General features: G+C 71.8%; 13 protein-coding genes. 6 read left to right on the plus strand and 7 right to left on the minus strand.

The genetic code is table 11. The features are described from left to right. The first annotated feature begins 13 nt into the window (after positions 1 to 13). Both EES42_RS15175 and EES42_RS15180 read left to right on the plus strand, forming a co-directional pair. Entirely contained in the window at positions 14 to 1,363 is a 1,350-nt protein-coding gene (locus EES42_RS15175) for a transcriptional regulator (protein ID WP_124718758.1), read from the plus strand. Between the two features lie 87 nt (positions 1,364 to 1,450). Next, on the plus strand, positions 1,451 to 1,981 hold the full coding sequence (locus tag EES42_RS15180) for an NUDIX domain-containing protein (RefSeq protein WP_124718759.1): 531 nt from the start codon (positions 1,451 to 1,453) through the stop codon (positions 1,979 to 1,981). A 72-nt stretch (positions 1,982 to 2,053) separates the two neighbouring features. Here the strand turns inward: EES42_RS15180 and EES42_RS15185 are convergent, their stop codons facing one another. Beyond that, the gene (locus tag EES42_RS15185; protein ID WP_124718760.1) at positions 2,054 to 2,914 is read right to left on the minus strand and encodes a 3-hydroxybutyryl-CoA dehydrogenase; all 861 of its coding nucleotides are present in this window, start codon (positions 2,912 to 2,914) and stop codon (positions 2,054 to 2,056) included. Between the two features lie 199 nt (positions 2,915 to 3,113). Here EES42_RS15185 and EES42_RS15190 point away from each other — a divergent pair, with 199 nt between their 5' ends. Next, complete coding sequence (locus EES42_RS15190; protein WP_206433479.1) at positions 3,114 to 4,391, plus strand: glycoside hydrolase family 10 protein; 1,278 nt, start codon at positions 3,114 to 3,116, stop codon at positions 4,389 to 4,391. Positions 4,392 to 4,487: 96 nt separating this feature from the next. On the opposite strand, the gene EES42_RS15195 is transcribed toward EES42_RS15190, so the two are convergent. Beyond that, positions 4,488 to 4,700, minus strand: coding sequence for a DUF1918 domain-containing protein (locus EES42_RS15195; protein WP_124718762.1), 213 nt, complete (start codon positions 4,698 to 4,700; stop codon positions 4,488 to 4,490). An 87-nt stretch (positions 4,701 to 4,787) separates the two neighbouring features. Beyond that, positions 4,788 to 5,810 (minus strand): DMT family transporter, encoded by a 1,023-nt coding sequence (locus tag EES42_RS15200; protein ID WP_124718763.1) that lies wholly within the window; start codon positions 5,808 to 5,810, stop codon positions 4,788 to 4,790. On the opposite strand from EES42_RS15200, the gene EES42_RS15205 reads away from it, so the two are divergent. Both EES42_RS15205 and EES42_RS15210 read left to right on the plus strand, forming a co-directional pair. Next, positions 5,809 to 7,278 (plus strand): aminotransferase-like domain-containing protein, encoded by a 1,470-nt coding sequence (locus tag EES42_RS15205; protein WP_124718764.1) that lies wholly within the window; start codon positions 5,809 to 5,811, stop codon positions 7,276 to 7,278. The two genes, EES42_RS15200 and EES42_RS15205, sit on opposite strands and share 2 nt — an antisense overlap. 146 nt (positions 7,279 to 7,424) lie before the next feature. Continuing rightward, on the plus strand, positions 7,425 to 8,000 hold the full coding sequence (locus tag EES42_RS15210) for a histidine phosphatase family protein (RefSeq protein WP_124718765.1): 576 nt from the start codon (positions 7,425 to 7,427) through the stop codon (positions 7,998 to 8,000). A gap of 253 nt (positions 8,001 to 8,253) precedes the next feature. Here EES42_RS15210 and EES42_RS15215 read toward each other — a convergent pair whose 3' ends face one another. The 4 genes from EES42_RS15215 to EES42_RS15230 all read right to left on the minus strand — a co-directional run bounded on the left by EES42_RS15215 (position 8,254) and on the right by EES42_RS15230 (position 11,471). Then, positions 8,254 to 8,997 carry a Clp protease N-terminal domain-containing protein gene (locus EES42_RS15215; RefSeq protein WP_124718766.1) on the minus strand — a complete coding sequence of 248 codons (744 nt, stop codon included), beginning with the start codon at positions 8,995 to 8,997 and terminating at the stop codon, positions 8,254 to 8,256. Between the two features lie 9 nt (positions 8,998 to 9,006). After that, complete coding sequence (locus EES42_RS15220; protein WP_241196397.1) at positions 9,007 to 9,576, minus strand: hypothetical protein; 570 nt, start codon at positions 9,574 to 9,576, stop codon at positions 9,007 to 9,009. A 111-nt stretch (positions 9,577 to 9,687) separates the two neighbouring features. Beyond that, complete coding sequence (locus tag EES42_RS15225) at positions 9,688 to 10,185, minus strand: peptidylprolyl isomerase (RefSeq protein WP_124718767.1); 498 nt, start codon at positions 10,183 to 10,185, stop codon at positions 9,688 to 9,690. Between the two features lie 101 nt (positions 10,186 to 10,286). Next, positions 10,287 to 11,471 carry a serine hydrolase domain-containing protein gene (locus EES42_RS15230; RefSeq protein ID WP_124718768.1) on the minus strand — a complete coding sequence of 395 codons (1,185 nt, stop codon included), beginning with the start codon at positions 11,469 to 11,471 and terminating at the stop codon, positions 10,287 to 10,289. A gap of 354 nt (positions 11,472 to 11,825) precedes the next feature. Here EES42_RS15230 and EES42_RS15235 point away from each other — a divergent pair, with 354 nt between their 5' ends. Next, a complete protein-coding gene (locus EES42_RS15235; RefSeq protein ID WP_124718769.1) occupies positions 11,826 to 13,145 on the plus strand; it encodes an MFS transporter in 1,320 nt (439 codons plus the stop codon). Positions 13,146 to 13,158: the final 13 nt, after the last annotated feature.

A 13,158-nucleotide genomic window follows, 5' to 3' on the forward strand; every position in this document is an offset into this window, starting at 1 on the left:
ACCGGAGGGGCACATGGGGGCAACGGAGCCCAACATTCTGCTGGCTGCCCTGATCGAGGAGGCGGGCGTCTCCCGGGCGGGTCTCGCCGCGCACATCAACCGGGCCGGCCGCCCCCGCGGACTGCGACTGCGGTACGAACACACCGCCGTGGCCCGCTGGCTGAAGGGGCAGCGCCCGCGCGGCCAGGTGCCCGATCTGATCTGCGAAGTGCTCGGCAACCGGCTGAGCAGGCCCGTCTCGCTGGACGACATCGGCATGGCGGCCCCGGGCACCGGCTCTCCCGTACCCGGCGCCTCGCTCACCGGCTTCGTGGAGCGGGCCACCGCGCTGTGGCGTTCGGACGAGGCGCAGCGCCCGCACGCCCTCGCCCCGGCCGCCGTCACGGGCACCACGGCGGTGATGCCGGTCTGGGAGTGGGAGAACCCGCCGGAGGACACCGATGTCTCCCGCGACGGGGCGGCCCGTGTCTCCATGACCGACATAGCGACCCTGCGCGCGGCCCGTACCCACTACGAACTGATGTACCGCCGGGCGGGCGGGATCGCGACCCGGTCCCGCGTCGTCGGTTTCCTCAACGCCGAGACCGCCCCGTTGCTGCGCGGCGGCTACAGCGACGCGATGGGCCGCCGGCTGTACCGGGCGGCGGGCGGGCTGGTCGCGGTCGCGGGGATCTGCGCGTACGACTCCGACGCGCACGGGCTCGCCCAGCGCTACTTCCACCAGGCGCTGCGGCTGGCCAAGGCGAGCGGGGACCGGGGGCTCGGCGGCTATGTGATCGCCCTGCTGGTCAACCAGTCGCTCTTCCTCGCCGACTACCGCCAGTCCGTGGCCTTCGCCCAGGCGGCGCTGCGGGCGGCCACCGGACACATCAGCCCGGCGCTCGCCGCCGATCTGTACGCGATGCAGGCCAAGGCGTATGCCCGCCTCGGGGACGCGAGCGGCGCCCGCGAGTGCATCCGGCGCGCCGAGTCGGAGGCCGGACGCATCCTGCCGGGCCGGGAGCCGGACGAGACGGGGTACGTACAGCCGGGCCTGGTCGATGTGCAGGTGGCCGAGGCACTGCTCGGCATCGGTGATCTGCCGGGGGCCCGGGAGCACGCGGCGAAGGCGGTACGGATCCCCGCGCACGACCGGGGCCGGGTGCACCGGCTGGCCATGCTGACCCATATCGAGCTGCGTCAGGGCGAGGCGGACCGGGCGGCGGCCACCGCGGTGGAGATGGCGGAGCGGGCCGGGGGCATGGAGTCGCGGCGGCTGCGCGACCGGCTGCGCGCTGTGCGCGAGGACCTGGTCGCGAGCGGCTGCGCGGATGCGGGGCGGGCCGCCGAACTGATCGACGGGGCGTTGCGCGTACCGCTGTGAGTGCGGAGCCGGGGGTACCGGTACGTTCCCTTCCGGTCCTGCTCCTGCTGCGATGTTGCCACCTACTTGTCGAAAGGTGGCAGAAACGTGCAATGGACGAATCTGAACGAACAAACTGTGTATGAGAACCGCTGGTTCCGGGTCAATCTGGCGGACGTCGTCATCCCCGACGGCCGCCATCTCGACCACTACCTCATCCGGCTGCGCCCCGTCGCGGCGGCCACCGCGGTCAACGGGGCCGACGAGGTGCTGCTGCTCTGGCGGCACCGGTTCATCACGGACAGCTGGGGCTGGGAGCTCGCCGCGGGCGTCGTCGAGGACGGCGAGGACATCGCGGCCGCCGCCGCCCGGGAGATGGAGGAGGAGACCGGCTGGCGCCCCGGGCCGCTGCGCCCGCTGCTGACCGTGGAGCCGTCGAACGGCCTCATCGACGCCCGGCACCACCTCTACTGGTCCGAACAGGCCGACTGGACCGGCACGCCCAGCGACGCCTTCGAGTCCTCGCGCCGCGAGTGGATACCGCTCAAGGTGGTGCCCGACCTGATCGCCCGCGGCGAGGTCCCGGCCGCGGGCATGGCCGCCGGACTGATGATGCTGCGCCACTTACGGCTGGGGTGAGCACCGCACGACCGCGTACGGGGCCGGCCCGGGGATCGCCCGGTCCGGCCCCGTACGGGCACGAAGGAAGGATCAGGAGTACGGGTAGAAACCCGAGCCCGTCTTGCGGCCGAGCCTGCCCGCGTCCACCATGCGCTGGAGCAGCGGGGGAGCGGCGTACAGCGGCTCCTTGAACTCCGCGTACATCGAGTCGGCGACCGAGGCCACCGTGTCGAGACCGATCAGATCGGAGAGCTTGAGCGGGCCCATCGGGTGGGCGCAGCCGAGCTCCATGCCGTTGTCGATGTCCTCACGGCTGGCGATCCCCGACTCGAACATCCGGATCGCGGAGAGCAGATACGGGATCAGTAGCGCGTTGACGACGAAGCCGGAGCGGTCCTGGGCGCGGATCGGGTGCTTGCCCAGCACGTCCTGAACCAGGGCCTCGGCGCGCTTGACCGTCTCGTCGGACGTCGTCAGAGCGGGGATCAGCTCGACGAGCTTCTGCACCGGGGCCGGGTTGAAGAAGTGGATGCCGATGACCTGGTCCGGGCGGGAGGTCGCCACGGCCAGCTTCACCAGCGGGATGGAGGAGGTGTTCGAGGCGAGGATCGCGTCCTGCCGGGTCACCACCTGGTCGAGCACCTGGAAGATCTCGGTCTTGACCTGCTCGTTCTCCACCACGGCCTCGATGACGAGATCGCGGTCGGCGAATTCGCCCAGGTCCGTGGTGAAGCTCAGCCGGGCGAGTGTCTCGTCGCGCTCCTCCGGAGTGATCTTGCCGCGGTCGGCGGCCTTCGAGAGGGAGTTGTGCAGCCGGGTGCGGCCGATCTCCAACGCCTCGCCGGTGGTCTCGGCCACCATGACCTCAAGACCGCTGCGGGCGCACACCTCCGCGATGCCCGCGCCCATCTGGCCACAGCCCACCACTCCGACGCGTGCAATGTCGGCCATAGAGTCCGTCACCTCGTGCCTTTCGCTGTTCTGCGTGTCGCAGGTTCCCGTCTGATTCCGGTGCCCGCCCCGACCCCCCGACGTTACTCCGCGTCCTACGGGTCATCGCGGGCCGGGGCGGGCATGCTCTGCGTTACGCCTGAATACAGGGGCGACGGACCGTTCACGACGATGACAGAGAGACGGCAGGTGCAGCGAAATGCGGCAAATGGCCCGAAGAAGCTTTGTGGCGGGAGCGGCCGGGGTGGTCGCGGGGGTGGTGAGCACCGTCACCCTGGCCGGTGACGCCTTCGCGGGTCCTTCCCGGCGGACCGGTGCGCCGGAGCAGTCCCGCCACCGCCATGTCGTCCGGCGCGAGCTGCGCGGGATGTGGGTCGCCACCGTCGCCAACCTCGACTGGCCCTCGGAGCCCGGCCTGACGGCTGCCGCCCAGAAGGCCGAGCTGATCGCCTACCTCGACGAGGCCGTGGACCGGCGGCTGAACACCGTCGTCCTCCAGGTCCGGCCGACCGCCGACGCGCTGTGGCCCTCGCCCTACGAACCGTGGGCCCAGTACCTCACCGGCGTCCAGGGCAAGGACCCCGGCTGGGATCCGCTGGGCACCGCCGTCCGTGAGGCGCACCGGCGCGGCCTGGAGCTGCACGCCTGGTTCAACCCGTACCGGGTCGCCAACCACACCGACCCGTCCCGGCTGGCCGCCACCCACCCGGCCCGGCTGCACCCCGACTGGGTCCTGCCGTACGGCGGGAAGCTCTACTACAACCCCGGGATTCCGGAGGTCCGCAGCTTCGTCCAGGACGCGATGCTCGACGCGGTCCGCCGCTACGACATCGACGCCGTGCACTGGGACGACTACTTCTACCCGTACCCGGTGGCCGGGCAGGTCTTCGACGACGACGCCACGTACCGCAAGTACGGCGCGGGTTTCCCGGACAAGGCGGCCTGGCGGCGCGACAACACCGACAAGCTGGTGCGCGAGACCGCCGAGCGGATCAAGAAGATCAAGAAGAACGTCCAGTTCGGGATCAGCCCGTTCGGGGTGTGGCGCAACGCCTCCACCGATCCGCTCGGCTCCGACACCAAGGCGGGCGTGCAGACCTACGACGACCTGTACGCCGACACCCGCGGCTGGATCAGGAAGGGCTGGATCGACTACATCTGCCCGCAGATCTACTGGAACATCGGCTTCGCCGCCGCCGACTACGCCAAGCTGCTGTCCTGGTGGAGCGAGGTGGTGCGCGGCACGGAGGTCGACCTGTTCGTGGGGGAGGCGCTGTACAAGGCCGGTGACCCGGCCCAGCCCGCCGCCTGGCAGGACCCGGCCGAACTCTCCCGGCACATCGACCTCGCCGCCCGGTACGACCAGGTGCGCGGCCATGTCTACTTCTCCGGGAAGGACGTGGTCAGGGACCGGATCGGGGCCATGGACCGGGTGGTCGGCGACCACTACCGCAGCAGGGTGCGTCCACCCCGCTGACCGAACGGGGTGGACGCGACGGGTGATCGGGGCGGGCCGCCGGGGAACGGACCGGCCCGTCCCGGGAGCGAGGAGCGGTGCCGGCCGCCGGAGCCGTTACGGAGTCTCCGGGGCCTGTTTCCGGGTGCCGGTGTGCTGTACGACGCTGTCGGGACCGGGTGAAATCAGGTGTTCGTGTCCGTCCTCGAAGCGGACGCGGTACGGGGGAGTGCCCCCGGCCCCGAGCACTTCGACGATTTCTGCGACCTTGTCGTGCTGTCCCACGGTCCTGCCGTGCATCAGCAGCCGGTCGCCCGTGTGTGCCTCCATCGGGACTGACCTCCTCACGGATGGCGGTCCATGTCGACAAGTCTATGACCGAAAGTCGACTTCGCCCGGTGGGGGAGTACGGGGCGTTCACCGCGTACGCCGCTCACGCCCCGTCCGCTGGGTGGCCGCGATGCAGACGAGCACCGCGATCGCGGCCACCGGCGCCGCCGCCGGGACCGTCTCGTCGAGCAGCAGAAACGACCACAGCAGGGTCAGCAGCGGCTGCGCGAGCTGGAGCTGGCTGGCCCGCGGCACCCCGATCTCCGCCATCCCCCGGTACCAGACGTACAGCCCGAGGAACGCCGAACCGACCGCCACCCAGACCAGGCCGATCACCCCGTGCGCGGTCAGCCGCACCGGCTCGGCCGGCAACGCGAGCGCCGTCCCCGCCACCGCGAGCGGCAGACAGAGCACCAGCGACCAGGCGGCCACCTGCCAGCCCGGCACGACCCGGGCCAGCCTGCCTCCCTCCGTGTAGCCCGCCGCACAGATCAGCAGCGCGCCGAACAGATACAGATCGCCGCCGGACAGCTCGCCCCCGCTCTGCTGCACGGTGAACACGATCACCACGGCCGCGCCGGCCAGCGCCGCGATCCAGAAGGCGCGCGACGGCCGCGCTCCGGTCCGAAGCGAGGAGAACACCGCGGTGGTCAGCGGCAGCAGGCCCACGACCACGGCCGCGTGCGAGGTCGTCGAGGTCTGCAGCGCCAGCGTGGTCAGCAGCGGGAAGCCGATCACCCCGCCCGCGGCGACCACGGCCAGCCCGGCCCAGTGCCGGCGGTCCGGCGGCGCGACGCGTCCCAGGAGCAGCGCCCCGCCCGCGATCACCGCGCCGAGCAGGGTGCGCAGCGCCACCAGCGACCAGGGGCCGAAGCTCTCCAGGCCCCAGGCGGTGGCGGGAAAGGTCAGCGAGAAGGCGAAGACGCCGAGCCCGGCGAGCACGAGGCCGCCGCGGTGCGACTCGCGGCCGGTGGCGGCGTTGCTGTCGGTGCTGGTGCTGGTGCTGGTGCTGGTGCTGGTGCTGGTGCTGGTGCCGGCGCCGGGATCGGTACCGGCCGATGGGCCGACCGCTATCGAGATGTCGTTGATAGCGCTACTCTCTGCTCTCATGCAAGAGCGTAGCAGTGTCACCGAACTCGTCGGATCTCTCCGGGGCGAGCTGAACCGCTACTCACCAGGTGGAAAGCTGCCGTCCAGCCGGGCCCTGGTGGAGCGCTTCCGGGTCAGCCCCGTCACCGTCTCGCGGGCCATCGCCCAGCTCGTCGCCGAGGGGCTGGTGGTCACCAGGCCCGGCTCCGGAGCCTTCCGGGCGCAGCCCCGTACCGAAGTGCCCGCGCCGGGCGACACCTCCTGGCAGGAGGTGTCCCTCAGCGGCGACGGCGGTCCCGAAGCGGTGCCGCGCACCGTCGACGCCTCCAGGGTCCTGGTCACGCTCGCCGCACCGCCGCCCGGAGTCATCGAGCTGAACGGCGGCTACCTCCACTCCTCCCTTCAGCCGGAGCGGGCACTCGCCGCCGCCCTCGCCCGGGCCGGCCGCCGCCCCGGCGCCTGGGACCGGCCGCCCACCGACGGTCTGACCGAACTGCGGGCCTGGTTCGCCCGCCAGATCGGACCCGCGCTCGGCGCCGCCGACGTACTGATCACCGCGGGTGGCCAGAGCGCCCTGGCCACCGCGCTGCGCGCACTCGCCCCGCCCGGCGCCCCGCTGCTGGTCGAGTCACCCACCTACCCCGGCATGCTGGCGGTCGCCCGCGCCGCCGGACTGCGGCCCGTGCCGGTGCCCATGGACGCCGACGGCGTACGGCCGGAGCTGCTCGAAGCGGCGTTCCGGGCCACCGGCGCCCGCGTCTTCGTCTGCCAGCCGCTCTTCCAGAACCCGACCGGGACGGTCCTGGCCCCCGAACGGCGCGCCGAGGTGGTCCGGATCGCCCGAGCGGCGGGCGCCTTCGTCGTCGAGGACGACTTCGCGCGCCGGCTCGTCCACGACGACGCCGGCCCGCTCCCCGCACCGTTGGCCGCCGACGACCCGGACGGGGTGGTCGTCCATGTCTGCTCCCTGACCAAGATCGCCTCGCCGAGCCTGCGGGTGGGGGCGCTCGCCGCCCGCGGGCCGGTGCTGGGCCGGCTGCGCGCCATCCAGGTCGTCGACAGCTTCTTCGTCCCCCGCCCGCTCCAGGAGGCCGCGCTCGAACTCGTCGGATCCCCGGGGTGGGGCCACCATCTGCGTTCCGTGTCGGCCGGGCTGCGGAACCGCCGCAACGCCATGACGACGGCGCTGAGCCTGGAACTGCCCGACTTCACGCTCCCGCACATCCCCGCAGGCGGCGGCAGCCTGTGGCTGCGCCTGCCCGAGGCGGAGGCCGGTACGGACGAGTCCGCGGTGGTCTCGGCGGCCCTGCGCGCAGGTGTCGCCATCGCCCCCGGACGCCCGTACTTCTGCGCCGAACCCCCGTCCCCGCAGATCCGACTGAGCTTTTGCGCGGTCGCCGGTGAGTCCGAGATCGTCGAAGGGATCCGTCGGCTGCGCACCGCCCGCGACGAAGTCCTGGCCGGTTCCGGGGGTGGCCACAGGCCCTGACAGGGGTGGCCCGCACGCCCGATGAGAAGGGCGGTTCCAGCCAATCGGGGGCGGGTGCCGCGTGATCCGGTCCTTCCAGGACCGGGCCGGACGGACTTGTGAAGGCCCTCTTGACCGGAAGGGTGTTCGGATCCACGATCACCGCCATGACTTCCAGAGTCTCGTTGGTCGCCGCGGCTCGCAGCTCCACCCTGCTCGGCGAGCGCTTCGACGACGACCGGCCGCTCGACCACACCGGTCTGTACGAGATCAGGCTCGCGGCGCCCGCCCTCATGCCGCTGGCCACCGCCGAGCTGCGCTACTGCTCACCGACCCCGCGCAGCCGTGCCACCGGCGACGCGCTGGGCTTCGCCCCGCTCGTCCAACCGGCCCTGCGCGACTGCGACATGGGCCGCTGGCGGGGCTGCACCCTCGCCGACGTCACGGCGTGCGAACCCGCGGCGGTCGACGCCTGGCTCGCCGATCCGCGCTCCGCCCCGCACGGCGGCGAGCCGCTGCTCGCCTTCATCTCGCGGATAGGGGGCTGGCTGGACACCCGCCCCGTGTGCGAGGGCGCCATCGTCGCCGTCGCCGAACCGGCGGTCGTCCGGGCCGCCCTCGTGTACGCGCTCAAGGCCCCGCCGTCGGCGTACTGGAGCGTGGACGTCGGGCCGCTCTCCACGGTCACGCTGACCGGTGTGCCGGGCCGCTGGAGTCTCAGGCTCGAAGCGGGAGTCCGCTGACCGTTCGCCGGGACGGCCGGCGCTCCGCGGCGCGCGCGGGCTTCCGGGAGCGGGAGACCCCCGTCGACAGTGCGGGAAGCCCTGGTCGGCGTACGGTTCATGACCGGGGGTCACCCGCTCCGTGCGCGGTGTCCACGCCGGCCGGAGCCTCCTCGCCCGACGCCCCGGCCGCCGCGCACTGGCCGGAATTCGCCGCGGCGGGGGCGGGAACGCGGCGCCGGCCACCGTCGTGCGGCGGCCGGCGCCGCACCCCTCAGCCGTTCTCCGGCGGGGCGGTGATCAGGCTGAGGGCCTCGGCGATGCCCGCCTCGGCGGCCGCCTTGTCGATGCCGAGACCGGTCAGCACCCCCGTACCGTCCTCCTGTTCCAGCAGCGCGAGCAGGATGTGCTCGGTGCCGATGTAGTTGTGGCCCATCCGGAGCGCCTCGCGGAACGTCAGCTCCAGCACCTTGCGGGCCCCGGCGTCGTACGGGACGAGCTCCGGCAGCTCGCCTGTCACGGCCGGCGGCAGTGCCTCGGTCGCGGCCCCGCGGACGGCCTCCAGGGTGATGCCCTGGGCCTTGACGAACGCCGCCGCCAGCCCTTCCGGCTCGCTGAGCAGCCCCAGCACCAGGTGCTGGGTGCCCACCTCGTCGTTGTGTGCCGAGCGGGCCTCGTTCTGCGCGGCCATCACGACGTTCTTGGCGCGCGGGGTGAAGCGGCTGAACCCCTGGCTGGGGTCGAGATCCGACACCTCGCCGGGGTCCTTGGCCACGAACCGCTTCTGGGCGGCCTGCCTGGTCACCCCCATGCTCTTGCCGATGTCGGTCCAGGAGGCGCCGGAGCGCCGGGCCTGGTCCACGAAGTGGCCGATCAGGTGGTCGGCCACATCGCCGAGGTGGTCCGCGGCGATCACCGCGTCGGAGAGCTGGTCGAGGGCGTCGGTGTGAACCTTCTTGATGGCCTCGATCAGGTCGTCGAGGCGCACGGGATGCGTCGGGCGTACGGGATTCACCATGTGTCAACCTTAGGTTGACAGTCCTTGGGTGTCAACTGTCGGTTGACAGTCATGGCCGCGCTCCGGTCGCGGGGGGTCAGTGCGAGAAGTGCAGAAGACGCACGCCTCCCAGTACCCCGGCGCGCACAGGAGGCGGTGCCGTACGCACGACGCCATGGCGGCCGCCTCCGGGCCGGGAAAGGGCGAGTCGCCGGTGTCGTGCCGTCCGGCGCCGGCGGGGTCGAACGCCTCGACCGTCTCGCGGTACTGCCGCAGATATCCCTCGGCGAACGGCGGCTCGTAGCCCAGCTCGTCCCACCGGTGCCTGCGCAGGGCCAGATCGAGCACCCGCAGTACGAAACCCTTCGCCGCCGCCCACTCGCCGGGGGAGCGGCCCCAGTCGATGTCCTCCAGGTCGAATCCGACCGCTCCGCGCCCCATGACGCCCTGGTCCTGCAGGGTCAGCAGAGTGGCGAAGCGGTACTCCCAGACGCTGTCGGCGAGATCGGACACGGCCAGCATGAGCACGTCGACGAAGACCGCCGTGCCCCCGTTGGACAGGGACAGGGCGCGGCCCCCGCCGTGGAATGTGTTCCCCATCCCGGCACCGTACCGAGCGGAGCCGGTGCCGTCGGGCCGCCGGTACGACGGAGCGCGCCGCCCGGCGGGACTGCCGGGCGGCGCGCTCGATCCAGCTGCTGTGCGTGCGGGTCAGAGAACGCCGCTGTCCGCGATGGTGATCTTCGCCTGCGGGCGGCCGCTCTGCGTGCCGAGGCCCTCGATCTTCTTGACCAGGTCCATGCCCGCCTCGTCGTCGACCTCGCCGAACACCACGTGCTTGCCGTCCAGCCACGACGTCACGATCGTCGTGATGAAGAACTGCGAGCCGTTGGAGTCGGGACCGCTGTTGGCCATGGAGAGCTGGCCCGGCTTGGTGTGCGCGAGCTTGAAGTTCTCGTCGGGGAACTTGGCGCCGTAGATGCTCTTGCCGCCCGTGCCGTCGCCCCGGGTGAAGTCGCCGCCCTGGAGCATGAAGGCGGGGATGATGCGGTGGAACGAGGACCCCTTGTAACCGAAGCCCTTCTCACCGGTCGCCAGCGCGCGGAAGTTCTCCGCCGTCCTGGGAACGATGTCGTCGAACAGTTTGAACGTGATCCGCCCGGCGGGCTCGTCGTTGATGGTGATGTCGAAGTAAACCTTGCTCGTCATGGAACCATCCTGACATCGACGCGTTCGGGACCGGCGGGCGGGCACGGTCACAGCCCGGCGAAAGGGCGGTGCCGGGGCCGGGCGGGCGCACCGTACCGGCTTCAGCGGGTGCGTTGCAGATGGGCGCCGATCTGCAGGAATGCCTGGACCAGCGGGGCCTGGGGGACGGCCGGGGACATCACCTGGGATCCGTAGTGGACGATGACGGTCTCCAGCCCGGGGGAGACGAAGAGCCGCTGGCCGTGGATGCCGCTGGCCATGAAGGAGCCGTAGGGGTCGTTCAGGATCCACCAGAAGTCGTGGTACGAGAGGGTGGCGGGGGTGTCGGGCGGCGCGGCGGGGAAACGGACGCGCTCGGCGTAGCCCTTCGGGGCGTCGGGGATGGCGGCGGTCACGGCGGCCGGCACGATCTGCCGGTCCCCGACCGCGCCGCCGAGGCGGATCATCTCGCCGAGCCGGGCGATGTCGCGTGCGGTGGCGCTGAATCCGCCGCAGGCCGCCTCGACGCCTTCGCCGTCCAGTACGTAGTAGGCGTCCTCGTCGGCGCCGAGGCGGGACCAGATCAGGTCGCTCAGCAGGGCCGAGGTGGTGGTGCCGGTGATCCGGCGGAGGATCTCGGCGAGCGCCTCGACATTGCCGTTCTCGTAGCGGAACTCGGTTCCCGGCGCGGCTGTCGCGCGTGCGGTGGCGAGGTGTTCGCGGATGCCGGTGGGGCCGCTGTAGCCGTAGGGGCGCAGTGCCGGTGCGACGACGGCGAAGTAGCGCTGGGCCTCGACGGGCTTGTCGAAGGGGCGTCCGGCGTACGAGACCTGGGTCCCCATGTGCAGCAGATGGTCGACGGTGCTGTCCCCGAAGGCGGTCCCGGCGAGTTCGGGAACGTACGAGGAGGCCGTCGCGGTGCGGTCGAGGACCCCCTGGTGCGCCAGTACGGCTGCCACGAGGCCTATGTACGACTTGGCCGCCGAGGCGTTGAAATGGGTGTCGTGCGGCCGCAGTCCGTGCAGATGGCTCTCGTGGACGACGGTGCCGCGGTGCATCACCAGGAAGGCGTCGGTCCGGGCGGACTCGAAGAGGTCCTGGAGGGTCAGGCCGCGGCCGTCGGGCGTGGTGATCGTGAGCTGGTCGAGACCGGCGGCGTCCGTCGGCAGTTCGCGGGCGGGGCCCGTTCCGCGCCACACCCGCCGGCTGGGCAGCAGTTCCCGGCCCGATGTGGTGTAGCGCCGTACCCACGCCGGGTCGGTGTAGCCCCGGGACCAGTGGAGATCCGCCAGCGGTGCGTCGATCATGCGCGCTCCTCGACATTGAATTACGTCTTGATCGCTACCATACACATCGTCTGTTTTTGTGAATACCTCGTCACCGGGGACGCGTTCTCCTGCTGGTCGACTCGTGGTGCGGTGTCTCGCTTGTCGCAGAACCATTGACCGGAAGTGTCCAGCGGGTTACGTTGCCGAATCAACAGCCCGCTAATGAACGCTTCGTTCAATTTCTCTGTCGTCGCACCCCCCGAAGGTGCGTGCCCCGACGGGATGGGCGCCGCTGCCCGCGTACGCCCGCCGCCCCCGTGGCGCATCCGGCGCGGAGCGTCCCGTCACAAGAGCATCCGCCCCCTGCTTCTCCCGAACCGCAGGAGTCCTCCCATGTCCTCGCAGCCATCACCGCCGCTGGTCCTCGACAGGTCCGGCGACCTCGGGCCACCGGCGTTCGACCGGCGCCGCGCCTGGCTCGTCACCGCGATGATCGTCACGTTCATGATCGTCAACTTCGCGGACAAGTCGGTGCTCGGACTGGCGGCCGACCCGATCATGGAAGAGCTGGACATCAGCCACAGCACCTACGGCCTGATCTCCAGCTCCTACTCGATCCTGTTCAGCCTCTCCGGGCTGGTCGTCGGCTTCTTCGCCGCCCGTATCTCCAGCCGCGTCCTGCTGTTCGTGATGTGCCTGGTGTGGGGCGTGGCCCAGCTGCCGGTCCTGATCGTGGCCGCCGTGCCCGCACTCGTGGCGGGCCGGGTGCTGCTCGGCGCGGCCGAAGGGCCGGCCACCCCGATGTCGATGCACGCCCTCTACAAGTGGTTTCCGGTGGGCCGCCGGGGCCTGCCCTCGGCCCTCCAGATCGGCGGTGCCGCCCTCGGCACTCTCGTGGCGGCGCCCGTGGTGACCTGGCTGATCACCGGGTTCGGCTGGCGTGCCGCCTTCGTCGCGCTGGCCGTGACGAGCCTGGCGTGGAGCGTGGTGTGGTGGTTCGTCGGGCGCGACGGACCCTATGACCAGCCTCCCGCGCGGGTGCGGGCCGAGACCACCGGGCCCGCCCGCGTCCCCTATCGCCGACTGCTCCTGAGCGGCACGGTGATCGGGAGCGTGGCAAGCGCCTTCGGGGCGTCCTGGGCGATGGCCCTCAGTCAGGCGTGGCTGCCGTCGTACCTCAAGAACGAACTCGCCATGAGCCCGGGAACGGCGGCGGCGGTACTCAGCGCGGTGGCCGCCCTCAGCTTCGCACTGCTGCTGGCGCTGTCCCCCGTGGTCGACCGGCTGACCCGGCGCGGCCTGTCGCTGCGCCGCTCCATCGGGGTGCCGCAGGGTGCGGCGGTGATGTGCGCCGGGGCGGCGATGGCGGTGTTCCCCTTCGTCGGGCCGCTGCCGGTGCGGCTCGCCCTGATCGCGGTCGCCTTCGCGGTGCACTCCATCGCGTTCCCGCTGCACTACATGACGGCCGCGGCTGTCGTGCCGGCCTCCCAGCGCGGTGCGCTCTTCGGGATCGTGGCCGCGACGGGCACGCTCCCGGGTCTGCTGGCCCCGTCCCTGACGGGCCGTCTGCTGGATTCGGCGTCCTCGACGGGCGCGGGCTACACGCAGTCGTTCGCCGTGGCGGCAGTGGTCATGATCGTCTGCGGTGCGGTGTCGGTCTGCTGCATCCGTCCGGCCCGGGACGCGGCGCGGCTGGGGGTCGTCGTCCAGTAGCGCCGGGCGCGCC

The organism is Streptomyces sp. ADI95-17 (genome assembly GCF_003846175.1).
In the GTDB taxonomy this organism is placed as follows: Bacteria; Actinomycetota; Actinomycetes; order Streptomycetales; family Streptomycetaceae; genus Streptomyces; species Streptomyces sanglieri.